This window comes from Sphingomonas guangdongensis (assembly GCF_900199185.1).
GTDB lineage: Bacteria > Pseudomonadota > Alphaproteobacteria > Sphingomonadales > Sphingomonadaceae > Sphingomonas > Sphingomonas guangdongensis.
In genome coordinates this window covers 1287460-1312222 of sequence record NZ_OBMI01000001.1, presented here as the reverse complement: position 1 = coordinate 1312222, position 24763 = coordinate 1287460, and the positions used below count along the sequence as shown (strand labels likewise).

At 68.7% G+C, this 24763-nt stretch carries 25 protein-coding genes and 1 riboswitch; of the genes, 13 read left to right on the top strand and 12 right to left on the bottom strand.

Annotation, left to right across the window (positions count from 1 at the left end):
• Positions 1 to 11 precede the first annotated feature (11 nt).
• From cyoB to CRO12_RS06410, 7 genes are all read left to right on the top strand, one after another.
• Positions 12 to 2027 (top strand): cytochrome o ubiquinol oxidase subunit I, encoded by a 2016-nt coding sequence (gene cyoB, locus CRO12_RS06440; protein WP_097063107.1) that lies wholly within the window; start codon positions 12 to 14, stop codon positions 2025 to 2027.
• Positions 2024 to 2665, top strand: a complete 642-nt coding sequence (gene cyoC / locus CRO12_RS06435) for a cytochrome o ubiquinol oxidase subunit III (protein WP_097063106.1) — start codon at positions 2024 to 2026, stop codon at positions 2663 to 2665. Before cyoB ends, cyoC begins: the two co-directional genes overlap by 4 nt.
• Positions 2662 to 3066, top strand: coding sequence for a cytochrome o ubiquinol oxidase subunit IV (cyoD, locus tag CRO12_RS06430; protein ID WP_097063105.1), 405 nt, complete (start codon positions 2662 to 2664; stop codon positions 3064 to 3066). The genes cyoC and cyoD overlap by 4 nt, the downstream gene beginning before the upstream one ends.
• The gene (locus CRO12_RS06425) at positions 3063 to 3749 is read left to right on the top strand and encodes an SURF1 family protein (RefSeq protein ID WP_097063104.1); all 687 of its coding nucleotides are present in this window, start codon (positions 3063 to 3065) and stop codon (positions 3747 to 3749) included. The genes cyoD and CRO12_RS06425 overlap by 4 nt, the downstream gene beginning before the upstream one ends.
• Positions 3749 to 5038, top strand: a complete 1290-nt coding sequence (locus CRO12_RS06420) for an ATP-binding protein (protein WP_097063103.1) — start codon at positions 3749 to 3751, stop codon at positions 5036 to 5038. The genes CRO12_RS06425 and CRO12_RS06420 overlap by 1 nt, the downstream gene beginning before the upstream one ends.
• Entirely contained in the window at positions 5035 to 5568 is a 534-nt protein-coding gene (locus CRO12_RS06415) for a response regulator transcription factor (protein WP_097063102.1), read from the top strand. The genes CRO12_RS06420 and CRO12_RS06415 overlap by 4 nt, the downstream gene beginning before the upstream one ends.
• Before the next feature lie 139 nt (positions 5569 to 5707).
• On the top strand, positions 5708 to 6613 hold the full coding sequence (locus CRO12_RS06410) for a DMT family transporter (protein WP_097063101.1): 906 nt from the start codon (positions 5708 to 5710) through the stop codon (positions 6611 to 6613).
• On the opposite strand, the gene CRO12_RS06405 is transcribed toward CRO12_RS06410, so the two are convergent.
• The 6 genes from CRO12_RS06405 to pgi all read right to left on the bottom strand — a co-directional run bounded on the left by CRO12_RS06405 (position 6512) and on the right by pgi (position 13889).
• The gene (locus CRO12_RS06405; RefSeq protein WP_097063100.1) at positions 6512 to 7219 is read right to left on the bottom strand and encodes a TMEM175 family protein; all 708 of its coding nucleotides are present in this window, start codon (positions 7217 to 7219) and stop codon (positions 6512 to 6514) included. The genes CRO12_RS06410 and CRO12_RS06405 overlap by 102 nt on opposite strands.
• 18 nt (positions 7220 to 7237) lie before the next feature.
• Positions 7238 to 8833, bottom strand: coding sequence for an aminomethyl-transferring glycine dehydrogenase subunit GcvPB (gene gcvPB, locus CRO12_RS06400; protein WP_097063099.1), 1596 nt, complete (start codon positions 8831 to 8833; stop codon positions 7238 to 7240).
• A gap of 160 nt (positions 8834 to 8993) precedes the next feature.
• Complete coding sequence (gene gcvPA, locus CRO12_RS06395) at positions 8994 to 10352, bottom strand: aminomethyl-transferring glycine dehydrogenase subunit GcvPA (RefSeq protein ID WP_097063098.1); 1359 nt, start codon at positions 10350 to 10352, stop codon at positions 8994 to 8996.
• A 143-nt stretch (positions 10353 to 10495) separates the two neighbouring features.
• Complete coding sequence (gene gcvH / locus CRO12_RS06390) at positions 10496 to 10867, bottom strand: glycine cleavage system protein GcvH (protein WP_097063097.1); 372 nt, start codon at positions 10865 to 10867, stop codon at positions 10496 to 10498.
• Between the two features lie 2 nt (positions 10868 to 10869).
• Positions 10870 to 12024, bottom strand: coding sequence for a glycine cleavage system aminomethyltransferase GcvT (gene gcvT / locus CRO12_RS06385; protein WP_097063387.1), 1155 nt, complete (start codon positions 12022 to 12024; stop codon positions 10870 to 10872).
• Between the two features lie 223 nt (positions 12025 to 12247).
• Positions 12248 to 12340, bottom strand: a riboswitch (glycine riboswitch).
• 55 nt (positions 12341 to 12395) lie between these two features.
• On the bottom strand, positions 12396 to 13889 hold the full coding sequence (pgi, locus tag CRO12_RS06380; protein ID WP_097063096.1) for a glucose-6-phosphate isomerase: 1494 nt from the start codon (positions 13887 to 13889) through the stop codon (positions 12396 to 12398).
• An 81-nt stretch (positions 13890 to 13970) separates the two neighbouring features.
• On the opposite strand from pgi, the gene lepB reads away from it, so the two are divergent.
• Genes lepB through era form a run of 3 tightly spaced genes read left to right on the top strand, consistent with a single transcriptional unit; the run spans position 13971 to position 16353 of the window.
• On the top strand, positions 13971 to 14783 hold the full coding sequence (gene lepB / locus CRO12_RS18310; protein ID WP_245858227.1) for a signal peptidase I: 813 nt from the start codon (positions 13971 to 13973) through the stop codon (positions 14781 to 14783).
• The gene (gene rnc, locus CRO12_RS18305) at positions 14780 to 15457 is read left to right on the top strand and encodes a ribonuclease III (protein ID WP_245858292.1); all 678 of its coding nucleotides are present in this window, start codon (positions 14780 to 14782) and stop codon (positions 15455 to 15457) included. Before lepB ends, rnc begins: the two co-directional genes overlap by 4 nt.
• Positions 15454 to 16353, top strand: a complete 900-nt coding sequence (gene era / locus CRO12_RS06370; protein ID WP_097063095.1) for a GTPase Era — start codon at positions 15454 to 15456, stop codon at positions 16351 to 16353. The genes rnc and era overlap by 4 nt, the downstream gene beginning before the upstream one ends.
• Positions 16354 to 16577: 224 nt before the next feature.
• Here era and CRO12_RS06365 read toward each other — a convergent pair whose 3' ends face one another.
• The 6 genes from CRO12_RS06365 to CRO12_RS06340 are packed head-to-tail and all read right to left on the bottom strand — an operon-like array spanning position 16578 to position 22712.
• Positions 16578 to 16955, bottom strand: a complete 378-nt coding sequence (locus CRO12_RS06365) for a hypothetical protein (protein WP_144033534.1) — start codon at positions 16953 to 16955, stop codon at positions 16578 to 16580.
• A gap of 44 nt (positions 16956 to 16999) precedes the next feature.
• On the bottom strand, positions 17000 to 18844 hold the full coding sequence (locus CRO12_RS06360) for a gamma-glutamyltransferase family protein (protein ID WP_097063093.1): 1845 nt from the start codon (positions 18842 to 18844) through the stop codon (positions 17000 to 17002).
• 54 nt (positions 18845 to 18898) lie between these two features.
• Positions 18899 to 19141, bottom strand: coding sequence for a ribbon-helix-helix domain-containing protein (locus tag CRO12_RS06355; RefSeq protein ID WP_097063092.1), 243 nt, complete (start codon positions 19139 to 19141; stop codon positions 18899 to 18901).
• A complete protein-coding gene (cobT, locus tag CRO12_RS06350) occupies positions 19138 to 20973 on the bottom strand; it encodes a cobaltochelatase subunit CobT (RefSeq protein WP_097063091.1) in 1836 nt (611 codons plus the stop codon). The genes CRO12_RS06355 and cobT overlap by 4 nt, the downstream gene beginning before the upstream one ends.
• A gap of 3 nt (positions 20974 to 20976) precedes the next feature.
• Positions 20977 to 21981 carry a cobaltochelatase subunit CobS gene (cobS, locus tag CRO12_RS06345; RefSeq protein ID WP_097063090.1) on the bottom strand — a complete coding sequence of 335 codons (1005 nt, stop codon included), beginning with the start codon at positions 21979 to 21981 and terminating at the stop codon, positions 20977 to 20979.
• Positions 21982 to 22010: 29 nt separating this feature from the next.
• Positions 22011 to 22712: a winged helix-turn-helix transcriptional regulator gene (locus CRO12_RS06340; RefSeq protein WP_097063089.1), complete on the bottom strand. Its 702-nt coding sequence runs from the start codon at positions 22710 to 22712 to the stop codon at positions 22011 to 22013.
• A gap of 67 nt (positions 22713 to 22779) precedes the next feature.
• Here CRO12_RS06340 and CRO12_RS06335 point away from each other — a divergent pair, with 67 nt between their 5' ends.
• The 3 genes from CRO12_RS06335 to CRO12_RS18555 all read left to right on the top strand — a co-directional run bounded on the left by CRO12_RS06335 (position 22780) and on the right by CRO12_RS18555 (position 24756).
• Positions 22780 to 23214 (top strand): VOC family protein, encoded by a 435-nt coding sequence (locus CRO12_RS06335; RefSeq protein WP_097063088.1) that lies wholly within the window; start codon positions 22780 to 22782, stop codon positions 23212 to 23214.
• A gap of 115 nt (positions 23215 to 23329) precedes the next feature.
• Positions 23330 to 24046, top strand: coding sequence for a glutathione S-transferase family protein (locus tag CRO12_RS06330; RefSeq protein WP_097063087.1), 717 nt, complete (start codon positions 23330 to 23332; stop codon positions 24044 to 24046).
• Complete coding sequence (locus tag CRO12_RS18555; RefSeq protein ID WP_097063086.1) at positions 24043 to 24756, top strand: DUF1428 domain-containing protein; 714 nt, start codon at positions 24043 to 24045, stop codon at positions 24754 to 24756. The genes CRO12_RS06330 and CRO12_RS18555 overlap by 4 nt, the downstream gene beginning before the upstream one ends.
• The last annotated feature ends 7 nt before the right edge of the window (positions 24757 to 24763 follow it).

Here is a 24763-nt window from a genome sequence, read left to right as displayed (position 1 = left end):
GGAGCCTCCTAATGTCCCACGCTCCCACCGAGACCTCCGCCATCTTCGGCCGGCTGTCCCTGCAGTCGTTCCCGATCCACGAACCGATCCTGATCGTCACCTTCGCGGTGGTAGTCCTGCTCGGCACCGGCATCCTCGCCGCCGTCACCAAGTATCGGCTGTGGGGCTGGCTGTGGCGCGAGTGGTTCACCAGCGTCGATCACAAGAAGATCGGGATCATGTACCTGATCCTCGGCATCATCATGCTGCTGCGCGGCTTCGCCGATGCGATCATGATGCGGTTGCAGCAGGCGCTCGCCTTCGGCGGCAGTGAGGGTTATCTCGACGCGCACCATTATGATCAGGTCTTCTCCGCGCACGGAACGATCATGATCTTCTTCGTGGCCATTCCGCTGGTCGCGGGCATCATCAACTACGTCCTCCCGCTTCAGATCGGCGCGCGCGACGTGGCCTTCCCCTTCCTCAACAACCTCAGCTTCTGGATGACGGCCGCGGGCGCGCTTCTCGTCATGATGTCGCTCTTCATCGGCGAGTTCACCCGCGCGGGCTGGCTGAACTACGTGCCCGTCTCCAATCTGCAGAACGCGCCCGATACCGGGCCGGACTATTACCTCTGGGCGCTCCAGATCGCGGGCATCGGCACGACGCTGTCGGGCATCAACATGGTGGTGACCGTCATCAAGATGCGCGCGCCCGGCATGACCATGATGAAGCTGCCGATCTTCGTGTGGACCGCGTTCTGCTCGAACATCCTGGTCACCGCGATCTTCCCGGTCCTGACCGCCGCCTTCGCCATGCTGATGCTCGATCGCTACGCCGGGTTCAACTTCTTCACCAACGACCTCGGCGGCAACCCGATGATGTACTGGAACCTGGTGTGGATCTGGGGCCATCCGGAGGTGTACGTCCTGATCCTCCCCGCCTTCGGCATCTATTCGGAAATCACCTCGACCTTCACCGGCAAGCGGCTGTTCGGCTACTCGTCGATGGTCTACGCGACCGTGGTCATCACGATCCTGTCGTGGCTGGTGTGGCTCCACCACTTCTTCACCATGGGGTCGGGCGCCAGCGTCAACAGCTTCTTCGGCATCGCCACCATGGTGATCTCGATCCCCACGGGGGCCAAGATCTTCAACTGGCTGTTCACCATGTACCGCGGCCGCATCCGCTACGAGCTGCCGATGATGTGGGTCGTCGCGTTCATGCTGACCTTCACGGTGGGGGGCATGACGGGCGTGCTGCTGGCGGTGCCGCCAGCCGACTTCGTGCTCCACAACTCGCTGTTCCTGGTCGCCCACTTCCACAACGTCATCATCGGCGGCGTGATCTTCGGGCTGTTCGCCGGCATCGACTACTGGTGGCCGAAGGCCTTCGGGTTCAAGCTTGACCGCTTCTGGGGCAAGATCCACTTTTGGGGTTGGGTGGTCGGTTACTGGGTCGCCTGGACGCCGATGTACGTCGTCGGGCTGATGGGCACCACGCGCCGCACCCGCTACTTCGAGGATCCGGAGCTGCAGATCTGGTTCGTGATCGCCGCGATCGGCGTCGCGATCATCGCGGTCGGCATCGCCGCCTTCCTGATCCAGATCTTTGTCAGCATCCGCAACCGCGAGCAGCTGCGCGACACCACCGGCGATCCGTGGAACGCCCGCACGTTGGAGTGGTCGACGTCGTCGCCGCCACCACCGTACAACTTCGCGCAGACGCCGGTCGTCCACGACCTGGATGCCTGGTACGACATGAAGGCGCAGCACGCCGAGCGGCCGGTGAGCGGGTTCCGCCCGATCCACATGCCCAAGAACACCGGCACGGGTGTGATCCTCTCGGCGCTCGCCCTCGTGCTCGGCTTCGCGATGGTGTGGTACATCTGGTGGCTGGCGATCGTCGCGGCGGTCGGGTTGCTCGCGGTCGGGATCGGCCACACCTTCAACTACGACCGTGACTACCACATCCCGGCCGAGGAGGTGACCGCGCTGGAGGACACGCGCACCCGCCTGCTCGCCCAGCCGGCAGGAGCAACGGCATGACCGATCACCCCCGCGGCGACGCGACCCGGCCGTCCTTCTACCTGGTGGAGGAGGACGGCCACGACCACGGCGACGATCACGCCGGCGGCGGCACGATCGTCGGCTTCTGGATCTACCTGATGAGCGACGCGCTCATCTTCGCGACGCTGTTCGCGACCTACGGCGTGATGAGCACCAGCTATGCCGGGGGGCCGACCCCACGCGAGATCTTCGAGCTGCCGCTGGTCGCGCTCAACACCGCAATCCTGCTCGTGTCGTCGATCACCTACGGCTTCGCGATGATCGCGATGCAGGAAGGGCGATTGAACGCCGTCCGGCTGTGGCTGGTGGTGACCGCGCTGCTCGGCATCGGCTTCGTCGGAGTCGAGCTGTTCGAGTTTGCGACGCTGGCGCACGAGGGCGCGGTGCCGCAGCGCAGCGGCTTCCTCTCCGCCTTCTTCACGCTGGTCGGTACCCACGGCCTCCACGTCACCGCCGGCATCGTCTGGATCGGGGTCATGCTGGTCCAGCTCGCCCAGCGCGGGCTGGTGGCGGAGAACCAGCGCCGGCTGATGTGCCTCAGCATGTTCTGGCACTTTCTGGACGTCATCTGGATCGGCGTCTTCACCTTTGTCTACCTGCTCGGGGTCGTGCGATGAGCGATGCAACCCACACCCATGCCTCTGCCCACGTCGACGCGGCGCATGACGGCGGCGACGCGCACGGCCACGGCACGCGGCGCGGCTACCTGATCGGCTTCGCGCTGTCGGTCGTGCTGACCGCCATTCCGTTCTGGCTGGTGATGACCGGCGTGCTGGCAAGCGCGACCGCGACCACCGCCGCGATCGTCGGCTTTGCGGTCGTGCAGATCGTGGTGCACACGGTCGCCTTCCTTCACGTCAATCCGCGCAGCGAAGGCGGGTGGACGCTGATGGCCTATGTTTTCACCGCCGTGCTGGTGGTCATCGTCCTCGCCGGGTCGCTGTGGATCATGTACCATCTCAACACCAACATGATGCCGATGCCGGGCCATGTGGAGGCCGCGTCGGGAACGCCGTGACGCGGCGGCGTCCGCTCCTCGTCGCGCTCGCGCTGCTCGCCGCGGCGGGGTTCGCGTGGCTCGGCGCGTGGCAGGTCGAGCGGCGCGCGTGGAAGCATGAGCTGATCGCCCGCGTCGCGGAACGCGTGGCGGCCGCACCCGCCCCGCTGCCCACGGACTGGAGCGATCCCGACGCGATCGAGTACCGTCGCGTCCGCGTCACCGGCCGCTTCCGCCACGACCGCGAGACCTTCGTCCAGGCGCTGACCGAGCGGGGTGCCGGCTTCTGGGTCATCACGCCGCTCCAGACCGCGCAGGGCTGGCTGCTGGTCAACCGCGGCTTCGTGCCGCCCGAGCGGCGTCGCCCGGTGACGCGCCAGGCGGCGCAGCTGCCCGGCGCGGTGACGATCACCGGGCTGCTCCGCCTGAGCGAGCCCGGCGGCGGGTTCCTGCGCCGCAACAATCCCGCCAACGACCGCTGGTACTCGCGCGACGTCGGCGCGATCGCGGCGGTCCGCGACGTCGCCCCCGTCCTGCCCTTCTTCCTCGACGCCGACGCGACGCCCAATTCGGGCGGCCTGCCGGTCGGGGGGCTGACCGTGATCCGGTTCGCCGACAACCACCTCGCCTACGCGCTCACCTGGTTCACGCTCGCGGCGATGAGCATCGCGGCCGCCGTGCTCCTGCTGCGGCAGCGCCGCTGATGGACTCGCCGCTCCTTGCGCTCACCCGGCGCGGCGCGGCAACGCTTGCCGACGGCACCGCGGCAGAGAACATGCGCCAACTCGTCCAGCTCCGCTGGATCGCGGTCGTCGGGCAGACCCTGGCCATCCTGTTCGTCCATTACGGCCTCGCCGTGCGGCTCCCGCTCGCGCAGATGCTCGGCATCGCTGGCACGCTCGGCGTCGCCAACCTGCTCACCACCTATGCCCTGTCGCGACATGAGGTGCGCAGCGCGGAGGTGATGGTTGCGCTGCTGATCGACATGGCGGTGCTGACGCTGCTGCTGTACTTCAGCGGCGGCGCGAGCAACCCGTTCATCTCGCTCTATCTGCTCCAGGTCGTGCTCGGCGCGATCCTGCTCCCGCCCGCCGCCGCCGCGCTGCTGCTGGGGGCGAGCGCGCTTGCCTACGCGCTGCTCTCCATCCGCTTCGTGCCACTGGTACTGCCGCCGACGCTCGACCCCGAACCGCTCTTCGCGCTCGGCCGCTGGATCGGCTTCGTCATGGTCGCGACCCTGCTGGTCATGTTCTCGACGCGGATCAGCAGCAACCTGCGCGCGCGCGATGCGTATCTCGCCGACCTGCGTCAGCGCGCGGTGGAGGAGGAAGGGATCGTGCGGATGGGGCTGTTCGCGTCCGGCGCCGCGCACGAGCTCGGCACGCCGCTCGGCACCCTGTCGGTCATCCTCGCCGACTGGCGGCGCGTGCCGGCGATCGCCAGCGACCCGGACCTGTCGGCCGAGCGCGCGGAAATGGAAGGGGAGGTCGCGCGCTGCAAGGCGATCGTGTCCGACATCCTCCAGTCCGCCGGCCAGCCGCGCGGCGAGGCGATGGAGCGCGCCGCACCCGAGCCGTTCCTGCGCGCGGTCGCCGATGCATGGGCACCGACCCACCCGCAGGTGCCGCTCGATTATCGCGCAACCGGCCTGGAGGGCGCGGTGCTCGCCGTCGAGCCGGCACTCCGCCAGGCGATCTGGAACCTGCTCGACAACGCCGCCGCCGCCTCCCCGGCGGGAATCGCGCTCACCGCTGGGATCGAGGACGGTCACGTCGCGATCGCGGTGCAGGACTGGGGCGACGGCTTCGCGGCCGCGGACCTTGCCCACGTCGGCGAGCGGATGCGCTCCAGCAAGGGTCCAGGCCACGGCGTCGGCCTGTTCCTCGCCGCGAGCGTCGCCCGACGGCTGGGCGGGCGGCTGGAGGCGCGCAACCGGACGGGCGGCGGGGCGGAGGTTCGCCTGCTGCTGCCGCTCGCTGGTGGAGGAGCATGATGGATAGCCCGAGCCTGGTGATTGTCGAGGACGACGAAACCTTTGCCCGCACGCTCCAGCGCTCGTTCGAGCGGCGCGGCTACCGCGTCCGCGTGGCGAGCAGCCCGGAGGCGCTCGACACCCTGCTCGCCGAGGAGGTGCCGACCCACGCGGTGGTCGACCTGAAGCTCGGCCAGGCGTCCGGGCTCACCTGCGTCCAGACGCTTCACGCGCGTTCACCGGCTACGCTGATCGTCGTCCTGACCGGCTTCGCCTCGATCGTGACGGCGGTGGAGGCGATCAAGCTCGGGGCGTCCCACTACCTCGTCAAACCGTCCAACACCGACGACATCGAGGCCGCGTTCACCCACACGAGCGGCGACCCCGACGTCCCCCTCGCCGTCCGCGCCGCGACGCCCAGAGTGCGCGAGTGGGAGCTGATCAACGAGACGCTGGCCAAGACCGGCTTCAACATTTCCGAGACCGCTCGCCAACTCGGCATGCACCGCCGCACGCTTGCGCGGAAACTGGAGAAGCGGCCGGTGAAGTGAGGGAGGCGAGCGACCTGCACCGTTCGTGTCGAGCGAAAGTCGAGACACCGCGTGCGGCGCTCCCGACAGGTGCCTCGACTACGCTCGCGACGAACGGCGCCGGGGTGGGCAGACGAGCAAACGGGCCTAAAGACCACCCATGCCCACCACCGACCGCATCCTGCCCGCCATCGCCTGCCGCCTGGGATCGGTGGTCGCGTTCGCGGCAATGGGCGCGCTGATCAAGCTGGCCAACACGCGCGGGGCGAGCATCCCCGAGTTGCTGTTCTTCCGTCAGGCGGCCTCCATACCCGTCGTGCTGCTGTGGGTCGCGGCCGGGCCGGGGCTGGCGAGTCTCAGGACCCGCAACATCGGCGCGCACGCGACACGCGCCGCGGTTGGGCTCACCTCCATGTCGTTCATGTTCCTGACGCTGTCGCTGCTGCCGCTGGCGGAGGCGACGACGCTCAACTTCACCGTGCCGATCTTCGCGACGATCCTGGGCGCGCTGGTGCTGGGCGAGCGGACCGGCATCCATCGCTGGAGCGCGGTTGTCGCCGGCTTCGTGGGCGTGCTGGTGGTGGCGCAGCCGGGCTCCGGGCACATTCCCGTGCTCGGCGCGACCGTGGGATTGGTCGCTTCGCTGCTCAATGCGCTGGTCTCGATCCTGGTGCGGCGAATGGGGGCGAGCGAGAAGGCGCCGACCATCGTCTTCTACTTCGCAACGCTGTCGATGGTGCCGCTGCTGCCCTTGTTCGTGTGGAGCGTGCGCCCGCACGACCCGGCGACCTGGGCGATGCTGGTCGCCACCGGCGTCACCGGCGCGGCGGGGCAGCTGCTGATGACCAGCGCGCTCAGGATGGCGCCGGTCTCCGTCGTGCTGCCGATGGACTATTCGGGGCTGCTGTGGGCGACGCTGTTCGGCTGGGCGCTGTTCGACGTGCTGCCAGGCACATCGACCTGGCTAGGCGCGCCGCTGATCGTCGGGAGCGGCCTCTACATCGTCTGGCGCGAGCACCGGCTCGCCCGCGGGATTGCGCGCAGTGCCCCGGCCGTCAGCGACTGACCAGTCCCACTGCCACGCGAACAGCCCAACCGTGAGCGGCAGCGTCGCATAGAGCCACGGCGCGATCAGTTGCGTCGCGGCGAACAGCGCGAGGATGGTCGAGAGCGCACCCGTCCAGGCGAGGATCGACCAGATCCACACCTGCCCGAGCGCCGCCTGCCGGGTCGCGGCGGGCAGGTCACGCGCGCGCAGCACGTCGCGGAACAGGAACGCCGTCACCACCGACATCGCGCAGAAGCCGATGCCGTAGATCACGAAAAGCTCGCCGATCGCCGTCGCGGTATCGGTCGGGTTGCCGCGCAGGAAATCGGCGAAGGCCGTCGCCATGGCGCGGAGCGGCACGACGTAGATCAGCGTCACGAACACGAGCAGCAGCGTCAGCACGGTCGCGCGACCGTCGCCCGGCCCGCGCAGCCGGCGCCACGCGACGTGCGCCAGCCAGAACATGGCGATGATCGCGAAGCCGATCGCGAACGCGGGGATCGCCGCCACCGTCTGGCGCAGCACGTCGCCGCCCGCCCCGCCGCCCGCGCCGACCACCAGCAGCGACACCGCAAAGGCGAACGCCGCGTCGGTGAAGGCGTCGATGCGGTGCGCAGGCTCCATCGTTGCCGAGCCTACCCCCTATTCGGCCGCATCCGCCAGCGGCGCCTTGTCCTTCCACACCAGCACGGGCTTGCGCGCGGCCAGCGTCTCGTCGAGGCGGCGGCGCGGGGCGAAGTGGGGCGCGGCCTTGAGGCTCGGATCACCCGCCTTGGCGCGCGTGGCAACGGAGCGCAGCGCGTCGATGAACTGGTCGAGCGTCGCCTTGGACTCGGTCTCGGTCGGCTCGACCAGCATCGCGCCGTGCACCACCAGCGGGAAATAGATCGTCATCGGATGAAAGCCCTCGTCGATCAGCCCCTTGGCGACGTCCAGCGTCGAGAAGCCGTCGGGGAAGCCGGCGTCGCTGAAGATCGCCTCGTGCATGCACGGCCCCGACGCGGCAAACGGCGCGTCGAGCACGTCCTCCAGCCGGCGCAACACGTAGTTGGCGTTGAGCACCGCGTCCTCCGCGACCTGGCGCAGGCCGTCGGCACCGTGGCTGAGAATGTAGGTCAGCGCGCGGGTGAACATCCCCATCTGGCCGTGGAACGCGGTCATGCGGCCGAAGCTGTCGTGCTTGCCACCGAAATGCTCGTCCGAGAACTCCTGCGCCCGCTCCTCCTCGATCAGGTGGATGTGCCCGTCCGCCGTTCGTGCGGTGTACGGCAGCGGGCCGTAGGGGGAGAGCGCTTCCGACAACACCACCGGCCCAGACCCCGGCCCGCCGCCCCCGTGGGGCGTGGAGAAGGTCTTGTGCAGATTGATGTGCATCGCGTCGATGCCGAGGTCGCCCGGCCGCACCCGCCCGACGATCGCGTTGAAGTTCGCCCCGTCGCAGTAGACGTAGCCGCCGGCCGCGTGAACCGCGTCGGAAATCTCCTTCAGCTCGGGCTCGAACAGGCCGCAGGTGTTCGGGTTGGTGATCATCACGCCGGCGACGTCCGGCCCGAGCCGCGCCTTGAGTGCCGCAAGGTCGACGCGGCCCGCCGCGGTCGCGGGAATGTCCTCCACCGTGAAGCCGGCGAAGGCGGCGGTCGCGGGGTTGGTCCCGTGCGCACTTTCCGGCACCAGCATCACGCGCCGCTCGGTGTCGCCGCGCGCCTCGAGCGCCGCCTTGATGCATAGCACGCCGCACAACTCGCCATGCGCCCCCGCCTTGGGGCTCATCGCGACGCCGTGCATGCCGGTCAGGTCGATCAGCCAGAAGGCAAGCTGGTTGATGACGCCGAGCGCGCCCTGCACCGTGTCGACAGGTTGGAGCGGGTGGACGTCGGCGAACCCCGGCAGCCGCGCGATCCGCTCGTTCAGCCGAGGATTGTGCTTCATGGTGCAGCTGCCGAGCGGGAACAGCCCCAGGTCGATCGCGTAGTTCTGCCGGCTGAGCCGCGTGTAGTGGCGCACCGTCTCCGGTTCCGACAGTCCGGGCAGGCCAATCGGCGTCTTGCGGGTGAGATCGCCCAAGCGGTCGTGACGCACGTCGCCGTCGGCGAAATCGACGCCGGTCGTCCTGGTGGAGCCGATTTCGAAGATCAGCGGCTCCTCCAGCATCAGCGCACGGTTGCCGGTGGCGGTGGCCGCACCCGCGTCCGCTGCCGAGGGGCGCTCCGGGCGCCAGCCGCTCTGGTTCACGCTCATGCCGCCATCTCCAGCTTCGCCGTTCGTCCTGAGTAGCCATTGAGCCTGTCGAGTTGGCGTACCGAAGGACAGTTCGCATGTGACGGTGCTTCGATACGAGCCCTCGATACGCTGCCGATAGCAGCTACTCGGTCTCTACTCAGCATGAACGGAAAGGTGCTCACGACAACACCTCCGTAAGTCCGTCCGCCAGCACGGCGACATCCTCTGGCGTCGTCGTCTCGGTCACCGCGACGACCAGCCCGTTCGCCAGCTCCGCCTCGCCCGGATAAAGCCGCCCGAGCGACACGCCCGCCAGGATCCCGCGGTCGGCGAGCTGCCGCACCACCGGCCGCGCTTCCTTGGACAGCTTCAACGTGAACTCGTTGAAGAAGCGGGACGTTATCAGCTCCACCCCCGGCACCGTCGCCAGCCGATCGGCGGCGTGGCATGCGCCGGCGTGGTTCAGCCCGGCGAGCCGCCGCAAGCCCGCCTCGCCCAGCAGGGTCATGTGGATCGAGAAGGCAAGCGCGCACAGCCCGGAGTTGGTGCAGATGTTCGACGTCGCCTTCTCGCGCCGGATATGCTGCTCGCGGGTCGAGAGCGTCAGCACGAAGCCGCGCTTGCCGTCGGCGTCCACCGTCTCGCCGCACAGCCGCCCCGGCATCTGGCGAACCAGCTTGTCCGAGCAGCCGAACAGCCCGACGTAGGGCCCACCGAACTGCAGCCCGACACCCAGCGACTGGCCCTCGCCGACCACGATGTCGGCGCCCATCTCGCCCGGTGCGCGCAGCGCGCCGAGCGCCACCGGCTCCGTGACCACGGCGATCAGCAGCGCCTTCTTCGCGTGGCACGCGTCGGCCAGCGCCGACAGGTCGCCGATCCGGCCGAGGATGTCCGGGTACTGGACGACGACGCAGGAGGTGTCGTCGTCGACCTGCGCGATCAGCGTGTCGGTATCCGGCTCACCGGTGAGCGTCGGCAGCGCGGTCTGGAGCTGGTCGCCGGTGAACCGCGCCATCGTCTTCGCGACCGACACATAATGCGGGTGGAGCCCGGCGGAGAGCACCGCCTTGCCGCGGCGCGTCACCCGCCTGGCCATGGTGATCGCTTCCCAGCACGCGGTCGAGCCGTCGTACATGCTGGCATTGGCGACATCGGTCCCGAACAGGCGCGCGACCTGCGTCTGGAACTCGAACAGCATCTGGAGCGTGCCCTGCGCGATTTCCGGCTGATAGGGCGTGTAGGCGGTCAGGAACTCGCCGCGCTGGATCAGGTGGTCGACGCTCGCCGGCACATGGTGGCGGTACGCGCCGCAGCCGAGAAAGAACGGCACCTCGCCCGCAACCGTGTTCTGCCGGGCGAGCGCCGTCATGTGGCGCTCGACCGCCAGCTCGGTCGCATGGAGCGGCAGTCCTTCGATCGGGCCGGGCAGGCGCGCATGCTCGGGCACGTCGGCGAACAGCGCGTCGATATGCGGCACGCCGATCGTGGCCAGCATTTCCTGGCGGTCGGACGGGGTGAGGGGCAGGTAGCGCATTCGATATACTCCCCCCCTCCCTTCTAGGGAGGGGTCGTGGGTGGGTACCATCCTGGAGATATGGTCGGTTCAGTGCCTGGCGGATTCGTACCACCAAGTCTCCATCCACCCCCAGCCCCTCCCTTCCAGGGAAGGGACTTTGTTCAAAGGCTCGCGACAAAGCTCTTGTAGGCGTCCTCGTCCATCAGCGTCGCGACCGCGTCGGGGTCGCTGAGCGTCAGGCGGAAGAACCAGCCCGCGCCCTCGGGATCGCTGTTGACCAGGTCGGGCTCCTCGGTGAGCGCGGCATTGCCCTCCGTCACCGTACCACCGACCGGCGCATAGACGTCCGACGCGGCCTTGACCGATTCGACCACTGCGGCCTCGTCCCCCTTCGCCAGCGTGCGGCCTTCGGCCGGCACCTCCACGAACACGATGTCGCCGAGCTGGCCCTGCGCATAGTCGGTGATGCCAACGGTGCCGGTCGTGCCGTCGACCTCAATCCACTCATGATCCTGTGTGAAGAAACGCGGCATCGTCAGCCTCCCTTGCGGACGTAGCGGTGGGGAACGAAGGGCAGCGGGGTGACCGTCGCCCGGTGGAGCTTGCCGCGCTGGACCAGCGTGACGGTGGTGCCCGGCACGGCGAGCGCGCTCGGCAGATAAGCCATGGCGATCGGCGCTCCGACGCTGGGCGCGAAGCCGCCGGAGGTCACCCGGCCGATCGTCGCGCCGGCGTCGTCGACCACCGACGCGCCCTCCCGCACCGGCTGACGACCCTCGACCAGCAGACCGACGCGCTTCGCCGCCGCGCCAGCGTCACGCTCGGCCATGATCCGGGCATGTCCTGGAAAGCCGCCTTCCTCTCGCCGACGCTTTGATAGCGCGAAGCCGAGATCGGCCATGATCGGCGTCGTCTCGGGATCGAGGTCATGTCCATAAAGCGGCAGACCCGCCTCCAGCCGCAGCGAATCGCGCGCGCCGAGCCCAATCGGCTTGATCAGCGGGCTGGCGCACAGCGCATCGACGACAGCTGCGGCGGCTTCCGCCGGGATCGAAATCTCGAACCCGTCCTCGCCCGTGTAGCCCGACCGGCTGATGTACGCCTCGACCCCGGCAAGGATGAATCGGCCGCCGCGCATGAACACCAGCCCATCCAGCGGGTATTCACCGGTGACCAGCGGCCACAGCGCGTCAACCGCACGAGGGCCTTGCAGCGCCAGCAGCGCGCGATCTTCCAGATGGTTGATCGTCGCTTCGTCCGGCAGGTGTTCGCGCAGATGAGCGATGTCGTCCCACTTGGTTGCACCGTTCACGACCATGTAGAAGCCGCTGGGCCAACGCGACACCATCACGTCGTCCAGGATGCCGCCGTTCTCTCCCAGCAGAAGCGAATAGCGGTGCTGCCCGACCGACAGTTCCGTCAGGTCGCCGGGCAGCAGGGCCTCCAGCGCGATGTCGATGCCATCGCCCGATAGCAGAAGCTGCCCCATATGGCTCACGTCGAACAGCCCGGCGGACTGCCGCACCCACAGGTGCTCGGCCATGATCCCTTCGTACTGGACCGGCATGATATGGCCTGCGAACGGCACCATGCGGGCGCCCCGCGCGCGATGCCACGCATCGAGCGGCAGCAGCAGCGGCTCGACCGCCTCCGCCTCGTCGACGGCGAGCGGATCGGCGGCAAGCTCCATCGCCTGCGGCGGCACGTCGATGTCGGGGGTCGTGATCGGGTCGGGGTCGCTCAACGGCCAGGCCTTTCCGCACCAAAGGTCACAACGGCAACGCCCGCCAGCGCGGTCGTATCCGTTGCCCCCTCTGTCACGGAACCTGAGAGCTTTCGCCTGCGGCACAGGCCGCACGCTTACCCCTTCGGTGGCATCCGCCGCACCGGCGGACGCGCTTTCCAGAGTGTCGTGGCCCCGCGCGGTCCTGGGTGCCTGAGAGATTCCGGGGCGGTTGCTCCTTCGGCGGTTCCGGTTGCCCGAAACACTCTCCCGCGCGTGCCTCGGCCCGGTTGCCCGGCCTTCGACGAAGAACGCTCTGGCTCCGCGCCGCGCTCAAGTCAATCGGCGAACGCCCGATGAATGAGGTCGCGGGTGGACGCGTCGAAGTCGCCGCCACCCTCGCCCGCCGCCTTGGCCATCTCCTTGCCGAGTTCGACCCCGAACTGGTCAAAGGGGTTGATGCCGAGCAGCGCGCCGCTGACAAAGGTGCGGTGCTCGTAGAAGGCGATCAGCGCGCCGAGTGTCCGCGGATCGAGCTGATCGAGCAGCAGCGTGGTCGACGGGCGGTCGCCGGGGTAGGCGCGCTGCGGATCGTCCGGGTTGGCGCGGCCGGCCATCAGCGCCGCACCCTGCGCAAACGCGTTGAGCAGCAGCGCGGAGTGGTGCGCCTCCGCCAGCGCGTCGCCGCCCTCCACCACCGCGACGAACTCGACGGGGACGAGGTGCGTGCCCTGATGGAGCAGCTGGAACACCGCGTGCTGCGCGTCCGTGCCGACGCCGCCCCAGGTGATCGGCGCCGACGGCCGGTCGAGCGCCACGCCGTCGCTCGTCACGCCCTTGCCGTTCGACTCCATCTCCAGCTGCTGGAGGTAGCTCGGCAGCAGCCGCAGCCGCTCGTCATAGGCAAAGGTCGCGCGCGTCTCGGCGTGTCGGACCTGCGTGTAGAACAGGTCGGCGAACGCGGCGAGCACCGGCGCGTTCTCATGGGAAGCCGTCAGCTTGAAGTGGCGGTCCATCTCGGCCGCGCCCTCCAGCAGCTCGGCGAACGCGTCCCAGCCGAGTGCGATCGCCGCGGGGAAGCCGATTGACGACCAAAGCGAGTAGCGCCCGCCGACCGAGTCGGCGAAGGGAAGCACCCGCGTCTCGTCCACGCCCCACTCGATCGCCTTCTCGGGCGCGGCGGTCAGCGCGATGACGCGGCCGTACGGGTCCTCGACGCCGTCCTCGGCCAGCCAGGCGAGCGCGCTTCCCGCGTTCTGGAGCGTCTCGGTCGTAGTGAAGGTCTTGGACGCGACCACCACCAGCGTCGCCTGCGGGTCGAACGCGTCGAACACCTCCTCCAACGCGACCCCATCGATGTTCGAAACGACCGCCACGTCGTAGCGGTCGGTGTCGCGGCCGAGCGCGTCAACCAGCAGCTCCGGCCCGAGCGCGGAGCCGCCGATCCCGATGTGGAGGATGTGGCGGACGGGCCCCAGCGCCTCGCCCTCGATCGCGTCGATCAGCGCGCGCATGCGGGCGTGGAGCTGCGCCGCCTTGGCTGAATCTTCCTCCGCGCCCTCGCCGCGCTCGGCGACGTGGGTGACCGCGCGGTCCTCGCTGGTGTTGACCTTGTCGCCCGCGAACAGCGCGTCGCGCTTGGCCGCCATGTTGGCCGACTTCGCGAGCGCGTCGAAGGCGGCGAGCGCCTCGGCGTCGAGGTGGGTCTTGCTGAAATCGAAGTGGATGCCGGCGACATCGACGGAGAAGCGCGAGACCCGTTCCGGATCGGCCGCGAACAGTTCCGTGAGCTTGGGGGGCGACAATGCCTCGACCCGCGACCAGTCCGTCATTCGCCACCTCGTCCGCTGTGTGCGTTGCCCCTCTAGCTGCTGGCGCTTGACGCGCAAGTCGCGCCGCCACATGCCCGGCGCATGGCAAGCACGATCAAACCTGCCGACACCGCGAAGACGTCGGAATGGCGCGAAACGCTGCGCTTCCTGCTGAAGCTCGCGATCGTCGTGTTCATCTTCCGCAGCTTCATCCTGTCGCCCTTCTCCATCCCGAGCGAGTCGATGCTGCCGCGGCTGATGATCGGCGACTTCCTGTTCGTTTCCAAATGGAACTACGGCTACTCGCGCCATTCGCTGCCGTGGAGCCTGCCGCTGATCCCCGGCCGCGTCTTCCCCAGCACCCCCGCGCGCGGCGACGTGGTGGTGTTCAAGGCGCCCCCGTCGGCGACCGCCGATTATATCAAGCGCGTGATCGGCATTCCGGGCGATCGCATCCAGGTACAGGACGGCCAGCTGCTCCTGAACGGCCGCCCCGTGCCGCGCCAGCGGGTCGCCGACTTCGTGATCCCGGTATCGCCGAACTACGCCTGCGAGGCGCAGTTCCGGGATTCGGTGAACGGCCGCCCTGTCTGCCGCTACGTCCAGTACCGGGAAACGCTGCCGGGCGGGCGCAGCTACAACGTGCTCGATCGTGGCAATTTTCCGGAGGCCGACGATACGCAGGTCTACACCGTTCCCGCGGGCCAGCTGTTCCTGATGGGCGACAACCGCGATGCGTCCGCCGACAGCCGCTTTCCGGCGAGCGAGGGCGGCGCGATCGGGCTCGTTCCGGTCGAGAATGTGGAGGGACGGGCGCTGGTCGGATTCTGGTCGACCGACGGCTCGGCCAGCTGGCTGCTGCCGTGGACCTGGTTCTCGGCCGCGCGGTGGGAGCGGATCGGGGAAGGCTTCTGAGCAGCGATCTCGACCCGTGGCTCGCCGCGACCTTTGGTGAGCCACCTGCCGATCGCGCACCGTTCGAGCGCGCGCTGACCCACGGCAGCCAGGCGGCGGACAATTACGAACGGCTGGAGTTCTTAGGGGACCGGGTGCTCGGCCTGGCGATGGCCGAGTGGCTGTACGAGCAATTCGGGAACGAGCCAGAGGGCCAGCTATCCAAGCGACTCAACGCGCTGGTGACCGGGCCGGTCTGCGCGGCGGTCGCGCGGGAGATCGGCGTGCCGCAACACCTCCGGCTGGGCAAGCAGGCGCGCGACGATGGCGCCGGCGACAGCGACAATGTGCTGGGCGACGTGCTGGAAGCGCTGCTGGGGGCACTCTACCTTCAGCGCGGCTACGCACCCGCGCGCGCGTTCGTGCGGGAACGCTGGGCAAGCCGGATCGACCACCGAGGCAAGGCTCCGCAGCACCCCAAATCGGCGCTCCAGGAATGGGCAGCCGCCAAGGGGCGGCGCGCGCCCGAGTACACGATCCTCGACCGCTCCGGGCCGCCGCACGCCCCGCGCTTCACGATTCGGGTCGCGATCGGCAGCTTCGCGGAAGCAACCGGCACCGGCACGTCGAAACACAATGCGGAGACCGCGGCAGCCGCGGCGCTGCTACAGCAGGTCTCGGGAGGCAGGTCATGAGCGATGAACAGCGCTGCGGGCTTATCGCAGTCGTCGGGGCGCCCAACGCGGGCAAGTCGACGCTGGTCAATGCGCTGGTCGGGCAGAAGGTCGCGATCGTCAGCCCCAAGGCGCAGACGACGCGTGCGCGGCTGATGGGGATCGCGCTGGAGGGGAGTGCGCAGCTGCTGCTGGTCGATACCCCCGGCATCTTCGAGCCCAAGCGCCGGCTCGACCGGGCGATGGTCTCGGCCGCTTGGGGCGGGACGGAAGGGGCCGACCTGATCGCGATGATGGTGGACGGCAGGGGCGGCGTGTCGTCGAAGGCGACCGGCATCATCGAGAGCCTGGCCGCGCGACCCGAGCCCAAGCTGCTGATCCTCAACAAGGTCGACATCGCCGACAAGCCGCGCCTGCTCGTCACCGCCGAGAAGCTGAACGCGCTTGCCGATTTCACCGAAACGTTCTTCGTGAGCGCCGCGACGGGGGACGGGATCTCGGAACTGAAGGCGGCACTTGCCGCGCGGTTGCCGGCGGGGCCGTGGCACTACCCGGACGACCAGGTCGCCGACGTGACCGACCGGATGCTGGCAGCCGAGGTGACGCGCGAGCAGCTCTACCTCCAGCTCCACGCCGAACTGCCGTACGACAGCGCGGTCGAGACCGAGCGCTACCAGGAGCGCGACGACGGCTCCGTCGAGATCCACCAGCAGATCCTGGTCGCGCGCGACACCCAACGCGCAATCGTGCTCGGCAAGGGCGGTGCCCGGATCAAGGAGATCGGCGCACGTGCGCGGGCCGAGCTGAAGGAGCTGCTCGGCGTACCGGTCCACCTCTACCTCCATGTCAAGGTCAACCCGCGCTGGGAAGAGGACCGCAGCCTCTACCGCGACATCGGGCTGGAATGGGTGGAGTAGAGCGCTTTACGCCTTACCCCGCCAACAACGTTCGTGCTGAGTAGTGACTGAGCGAAGGCGAAGGCGCGTGTCGAAGTACGGGTCGAGGGCATGTCCTTCGATACGCCACTTCGACTTTGCTCAGCGACTACTCAGGACGAACGGAGTGCTCTTAACCGTTCGTGCCGAGTAGCGACCGAGTAGCTGCTGCAAGCAGCGTATCGAGGTAGCGCGACGCCGCTTTCTCAATCGCTAAGCGCCACCACCTCAAACCGGCCCCGCTTCCACTGCGCCGCGAACAGCGACGCCTCGCGCGTTCCGAACCCCACCACCGGCCGCGCGAAGCGGACCCGCTTGACCGTGCAGTCCTTCACGTCGCCCGCACCCCGCGCGCAGGCGGTGGTGTACTCGCCCGCCGCGATCGGCTCGACGAACAGGTCCTCGTCCGGCGCAATCTGAGTGATGCGAATAGGCTTTGCCGGCGCCTTGGCGCGGTAGCCGACCAGCCAGCCGTTCTCCGCCACCACGCGGTCGGGGCGGCGGTCGCCGTCAAAGTCGATGGTGAGCGGGGCCGGCAGATCGGCGGCACCGAGCAGCGCGGCGACGAGCAGGGACAGGGTCATGAGCATACCTCCGTTCCCGCTCAACGTCTGGCCGCCCGTTTGGATCAGTAGGCGAGCGCCACCCCGTCCGCACGCATGTCGGTGGCGGCGGCGTAGACGCGGTCGGCGCCGTCCATCCGGTGCTCGATGCAGTGATACCGCCCGAACCCGCCGTCCGGCCCGGCGAGCTTCCAGCCGATCTCCGCCAGCCGCGCCTTGGTCGCGGAGGGCACGCCCGTCTCCAGCCGCAGGATGCCGGTCGGCCCGAGCCCGGCCGCATCCTCGCCCATCTGCTGGCTCGACCCCTCATGGTGCCAGCGCGGGCTGTCGCCCGCCGACTGGATCTCCAGCCCGTAGTCGACACGGTTGACGATGATCTGCGTCTGCCCCTGCGGCTGCATATCGCCGCCCATCACGCCGAAGCTCATCCAGGGCGCGCCGTTCCGCGTCGCAAAGCCCGGAATGATCGTCTGGAACGGCCGCTTGCCCGGCGCATAGCTGTTCGGGTGGCCGTCCTTCAGCACGAACAGCTGGCCGCGATCCTGGAACATGAAGCCGAGATCATCCGCCACCAGCCCCGATCCCATGCCGCGGAAGTTCGACTGAATCCACGACACCATCATCCCATCCTTGTCGGAGACGGTGAAGTAGGTAGTATCGCCCTTCGACGGCGCATCGCCGGGGCGCACGGGGGAGATGCGATCGGGGCGGATCAGCCTCGCTCGCTCGCGCGCATACTCCTTGGATACCAGCCACGCGGCCGGGACGCGCGCCATGCTCGAGTCTGCATAGTAGCGGGCGCGATCCTCGTAGGCGAGGCGCTTGGCCTCGGCCTGGAGGTGGATCGACAGCGCCGATTGAAAGGGTGCCGACGCGAGATCGAGCTCGTTCAGGATGCCGAGCATCTGCAAGGTCGCGATCCCTTGCGTGTTCTCGCCCAGACCGTGAACGGTGACGCCCTTGTAGTCGACGCTGAACGGGTCGGACCACACCCCCTGGTGCGCGGCGAGATCGGCCTTCGACAACCAGCCGCCGATCCGCTTGAAGTAGCGGTCGATGACGTCCGCGATCTCACCCTTGTAGAAGGCGTCGCGGCCGCCGCGCGCGATCAGGCGGTAGGTGCGGGCGAGATCGGGGTTGCGGAACACGCTCCCTGCGCTCGGCAGCTTGCCGCCCGGGGCGTAGGTCGCGAGCGCGTTCTCCGTTTCCTCGATCCCGCTGCCCGGCCGCTGGAATGCGGCAAGGCTGCGGCCGATGTACCAGGCCACCATGTCCGGGGTCGGCGCGCCCGCCTCCGCATGGTGGATCGCCGGCTCGAACAGCGCCTCCCACTTCAGCTTGCCGTAGCGCTGGTGCAGCATCCACCATGCGTCGACGGCTCCCGGGACCGACACGGTGACCGCGCCGAGCGGCGGTAGGAAGCCGTTCCGCGCGCGCGACCGCGCGATCTCCAAGCTCAGGGCCCGTGGCGACCGGCCGGAGCTCGCCAGCCCCACCACCTTCCGCGCCTTCGGGTCCCACAGCATCGCGTAAGCGTCGCCGCCGATCCCGCAGCTGGTCGGCTCCAGCAGTCCCAGGCACGCATTGACCGCGATCGCCGCGTCCGCCGCCGATCCTCCGCGGCGCAGGATGTCGATGCCCGCTTGAGTCGCGAGCGGATGCGCAGTCGCGCAGGCGCCGTTCAGGCCATAGGCGGCGGTCCGCGTCGCGAAGCTCGCGCCGACCGGCCGGTCGCCGGCGTGAACGTCCGGGCGATTGAAGCGCGCGTCACCCGCCGCCCAGCGCGGGGTCGGTGGCGGAGTGGCGGGCGCACCACCCTGTCCGGGGCCGGGTGCCGGATCATTCTGCTGCGCGAGGAGCGGCGCGGCGGCGCTGGCGGGAACGGCGGCAAGAAAGGTGCGACGGCGCATGCGGACTCCTGTGACGGGCGCATGGTCGATGACGGTTCAGGCGAATGCAACGCCTTATCGGGCTTGCGCGAACAGCCAGGAGCGGAGCGCGCTCGCAAGGTTGGGCGCGTCCGGTGCCGCGATCCGCAGCGCATCTACCTCCGCGATGAGCGCGCTGAGCGGCAGGCCGTGGGTGGCGGCGGCCTCCTCCAGCGCGCGCCAGAACAGCGGCTCTAGGCTGATCGAGGTGGCGTGACCGGCAATCGTCACCGAGCGCTTGACCGGCCCGACGAAGCCGCCGGGCGGTTGCTCGATCACTGCTGGTCGTCGAACAGCCCGGCGAGCTGCTCGATCATCGTGCCCGCCAGCTGTTCCACGTCCATGATCGTGACCGCGCGGCTGTAGTAGCGGGTGACGTCGTGGCCGATCCCGATCGCGACCAGCTCGATCGGTGACCGCGCCTCGATCCAGCCGATCACCTGGCGCAGGTGCCGCTCCAGGTAGGAGCCCGAGTTGACGCTGAGGGTCGAGTCGTCGACCGGCGCACCGTCGGAGATCACCATCAGGATGCGGCGATCCTCCGGGCGCGCGATCAGCCGACCGTGCGCCCACAGCAGCGCCTCGCCGTCGATATTCTCCTTCAGCAGCCCCTCGCGCATCATCAGCCCGAGCGACTTCTTGGCGCGCCGCCACGGCTCGTCCGCCTGCTTGTAGACGATGTGCCGAATGTCGTTGAGGCGGCCGGGCTGCGGCGGGCGGCCGGCGGCGAGCCACGCCTCGCGCGCCTGTCCGCCCTTCCACGCGCGGGTCGTGAAGCCGAGGATCTCGACCTTGACGCCGACCCGCTCCAGCGTGCGGGCGAGGATGTCGGCGCTGATCGCGGCGATGGAGATCGGCCGACCGCGCATCGACCCCGAGTTGTCGAGCAGCAGCGTGACCACCGTGTCCTTGAACTCGGTGTCGCGCTCGCGCTTGTACGACAGCGACTGCATCGGGTTGACGACCACGCGCGCCAGCCGGGCGGCGTCGAGCAGCCCTTCCTCCTGGTCGAAGTCCCACGAGCGCGACTGCTGCGCCATCAGCCGCCGCTGGAGCCGGTTGGCGAGCTTGGTGACGACCCCCTGCAAGTGGACGAGCTGCTGGTCCAGATAGGCGCGCAGGCGATCGAGTTCCTCCTCGTCGCAAAGGTCGGTCGCCGCCACCACCTCGTCGAAGCGGGTGGTAAAGGGCTTGTACTCGAACTGCGGCGGCAGGTCGGAGAGCGGGCGATTGGGCCGGGCCGGCACCGCGCCGGTGTCCTCGCCGTCACCGGGTTCACCGTCGAGGTCGTCGGGCGCATCATCGCCGTCCTCCGTGCCTTCGCCGTCCTCGTCCTCGCTCTCGCGCGCCTCGCCGCGTGCCTCCACCTGGCCCTCGCCGGTGTCGCCCGACTCCTCGCCCTCTTCGCCTTCCTCCTGCTGCTGCTCGTCCTCGGTGCCTTCGTCCTCGCTGCCGCCGTCGTCGTCCTCCTGCGGCAGCACCTCGCCCTCGACGAGCTCCAGATCCTCGAGCAGCTTGGTGGTGAGCCGCGCGAAGGCGCCCTGGTCATCGATCGCGAGCGCGAGTGCGTCGAGATCGCTGCCGGCCTTCTCCTCGACCCACTCGCGCACCAATGCGACACCCGCCGCCGCACTCGCCGGCGCCTCGCGCCCGGTCAGTCGCTCGCGCACCATCAGCCCGACCGCAGTGGAGAGCGGCACCTCGCCGGCGTTGCGCGCCCGTGCGATCGGATCCGACTTCATTCTTAGCCGGAGCGCTTGGTCTAGGTTTGCGGCGATGCCCGCGAAGCCCTTCGAGCCCAGCGCCTCGACCCGCGCCGTCTCCACCGCGTCGAACACGGCGCGCGCGACCGCTTCTCCCGGCGCGCCGCGGGCGTGGAGCGCGGTGTCGTGGTGGCGCAGGCGAAGCGCGAACGAGTCGGCGTAGCCCCGCGCCTCCGCAACCTGCTCGGCCGGCAGCGTCCGGGCGGGCATCGGCACCTTCAGGTGTCGCCCGGCCTGCATCGGCGCGTCGGAGGTGAAGGCAAGCTCCACGTCGTCCCGCGCCGAAAGGGCACGGGCCGTGCCGGCGAGAACTCCCTTGAGGCGATCGAGCGGCGTTTCGGCGGCCATACGTCAGGCCCTTGCGGCGATGCTCTCGGGCAGGTCCTTGCCGAACACGCGCTGGTAGTATTCCGCGACCATCGCCCGCTCGGCGTCGTCGCACTTGTTGAGGAACGACAGGCGGAACGCGAAGCCGATGTCACCGAAGATCAGCGCGTTCTGGGCCCAGGTGATGACGGTACGCGGGCTCATCACGGTCGAGATGTCGCCGTTGATGAAGCCGCGGCGGGTCAACTCCGCCACGCGGACCATGTTCTCCACGGCTTCCTTGCCGCCCGGCTTGTCATACTCGCCCGACTTGGCGAGCACGATCTGCGCCTCGGTCGCGGCGGGCAGGTAGTTGAGCGTGACCACGATGTTCCAGCGGTCCATCTGACCCTGGTTGATCTGCTGCGTGCCGTGGTAGAGCCCGCTGGTGTCGCCCAGCCCGATCGTGTTGGCGGTCGCGAACAGGCGAAAGAACGAGTTCGGGCGGATGACGCGGTTCTGGTCGAGCAGCGTCAGCTTGCCCTCCGTCTCCAGCACGCGCTGGATCACGAACATGACGTCCGGGCGACCGGCGTCGTACTCGTCGAAGACCAGCGCGGTCGGGGTCTGCAGCGCCCAGGGCAGCAGTCCTTCGCGGAATTCGGTCACCTGCTGCCCGTCCTTCAGCACGATCGCGTCGCGCCCGATCAGGTCGATGCGGCTGATGTGCGCGTCCAGGTTGATGCGGATGCACGGCCAGTTGAGCCGCGCGGCGACCTGCTCGATATGCGTCGACTTGCCGGTGCCGTGATAGCCCTGCACCATCACCCGCCGATTGTGCGCGAACCCCGCCAGGATCGCGAGCGTCGTGTCCGCGTCGAACACGTATGCCGGGTCGAGGTCTGGCACCCGTTCATCCGCCTCGCTGAAGGCTGGCACGTCCATGTCGACGTCGATCCCGAACAGGTCGCGGACGCTCACCCGCTTGTCGGGGGCGTCGAGGATGGTGGTTTCGCGGCTGTCGGGTTGCGTGTTCGGGAGGTCGGTCATGTTGAGAGCCTTAGGGCAAGCGCGTCGCCCTACTCAACTCCCGGTGCGGTGATCGTCTCCGGCAATTCGAACATCTCGACGAAGGCGTGCGCGGCCGCCGTATCACCGGCGAGCGCAAGACCGCCATTCGCGCCATCGGCGGTGAACGGTGCCTTGCCGTAGACGGTGACCCTCAGCGCCATCGTGTCGCCGGTGAATGTCACGTCGGCGTCCGCGCGCTCGCCGCGTTCGACGTGAAGGCGCCCGTTCTCCACCGACACCATGAAGCGGTCGTCGGGGAAGCGCAGTGCCACGGTCATCGCCTTGCCGGCGAGCCGCTCGGGCACCACCAGGGTTTCCAGCGACATGACCGCCGAGGCCGGCGACATGAAGGCGAACTTGTCATGGCGGGGCGAGCGCGCCGCCCAGGCGCCGAGCTGGCGCATCAGCGGAGCCGCCTCGCGTCCCCAATCGGTCAGGTCATAGACCTGGACGTTGGCCGGCGACGGCAGCCTGCGACGGACCACCACGCCCGCAGCTTCCAGCGATTCGAGCCGCTGCGTCAGGACGTTGGCGCTGATCCCGGGCAGGTTGGCGCGGACCTCGCCGAAGCGCCGGGGCCCGTAGACCAGCTCGCGCATGATGAGCAGTGCCCAGCGCTCGCCCACAATCTCCAGCGCGAGCGCCGTGCCGCACGCATCGTCGTACCACCGCTTCGCCCGGCCACTCTCAGTTACCTTTTCTAACTTCACGGTTGTCTTTCCTAACTAACTGCCGCATGTACGCCTTCATCGAGTCGCCTTCAAGGGAGCGTCCGTCATGCCGAGGGCCATCTTCGTGAACCTTCCTGTCCGTGACCTGGCGGCGGCGACCAGCTTCTACGAGGCGATCGGCTTCACCAAGGACCCGCTGTTCTCGAACGCGCAGGCGTCGGCGATGGCGTGGTCGGACACGATCATCGTGATGCTGCTCGACTGCGCCTTCTATGCGACGTTCACGGACAAGCGGATCATCGATGCCCGGGTCGACTCGGGCGCGTTGCTCGCCTTGTCATTCGACAACCGCGCCGACGTGGATGCGTTTGTGGAGGCCGGGATTGCAGCCGGCGGGCGTGACCTGCATCTGCCGGAGGATCTCGGCTTCATGTACAGCCGCGCGCTTGAGGACCTCGACGGCCACGGCTGGGGGCCGTTCTACATGGACCTGGCCGAAGCGGAACAGCACTTCTCGGCATCCGCCACGCAGCCCGCCTGAGCGCGCGGCATCGTGCTGCTACGCCACCGCCACACCATCGCGGGGCTGACAGCCTTTGTCGCGACCGCAATCGTCATCGCCGCCCGTGCCCTGGGCTGAGCAGCAGGAGAGGAACATGAAGCCGACCATCACCGCCTTCGACTGGGTGCCCGATTTTGCCAAGGGCCAGGTGCGCGATTTGCGCGTTCGCTGGGCGCTCGAGGAGGTCGGTCAGGACTATGACGTCCTCTACCTCTCGCAAGGCGCGCAGAAGGAGCCGCTTCACCGCACCCGCCAGCCGTTCGGACAGGTCCCGACCTATGAGGAGGGCGACCTGATCCTGTTCGAATCGGGCGCGATCGTGCACCATGTCGCGAGCACGCGCGCCGGGCTGCTCCCCGCCGATCCGGCCGCACGCGCCCGTGCGGTGGAGTGGATGTTCGCCGCGCTGAACACGGTGGAGCCGCCGATGATGGACCACGCCATTGCAACTCTGTTCGAGGCGGGCGACCCCTGGTCGAAGCCGCGGCTGCCCGCGATCATGGCCCGCATCGACGAGCGACTGAGCGAGCTCTCCGACCGACTCGGCGACAAGCAGTGGCTGGACGGCGACACCTTCACGGCGGGTGATCTGCTGATGATCGCGGTGCTGCGGATGTTCGAGGGGCAGGAGCCGCTGCTCAGCTATCCGAACCTCATCGCCTATGTGGAGCGCGGCGTCTCCCGCCCCGCGTTCGGGCGCGCGCTGGAGGCGCAGATGACCGGGTTCACCGGCAGCCCGCCGCCGCAGTTCGCGGCGTGGCTGGAGAAGCAGAAGGCCAGGCAGGCCCAGGTAGAAGGAGAGGCTGAGTGAGCTACATAGACGGCTTCCTGCTCGCGGTCCCGACCGCCAACAAGGACACCTATCGCCAGCATGCCGAGGCGGCGCTGCCGCTCTTCAAGGAGTTCGGCGCCACCCGAATGGTCGAGGGCTGGGGGGACGACGTGCCCCGCGGCAAGCTGAACGACCTCTACGGCGCGGTGCAGGCGACTGCCGACGAGACGGTGGTGTTCAGCTGGATCGAGTACCCGGACAAGGCGACCCGCGACGCGGCGGGGCAGAAGATGATGAGCGATCCGCGCATGGAGCAGCTCGGCGAGATGCCGTTCGACGGCAAGCGGATGATCTACTCAGGCTTTGAGCAGGCGTTCGAGGTCGGACCGGGCGGCACGCCGGGCTACGTCGACGGCATCGTGCTACCGGTGCCCGCGGGCAAGCGCGACGCGTACGTCGATTATGCTCGGCATGTGAACGACATCTTCGTCGAGCACGGCGCGCTGCGGGTGGTCGAGGGCTGGGGTGACGACCTGATGGAGGGCTCGCAGACCGACTTCCACAAGGCCAGCCACCGCACGCAGGACGAGACGGTCGTCTTCTCCTGGATCGAGTGGCCGTCCAAGGACGTGCGCGACGCCGCCTGGGGCAAGCTGATGGGTGATGAGCGGCTTACCGACACCAGCAAGCGCCCGTTCGACGGCGCACGGATGATGTTCGGCGGCTTCGTGCCGATCGTGAACGGCTGAGGAGAGG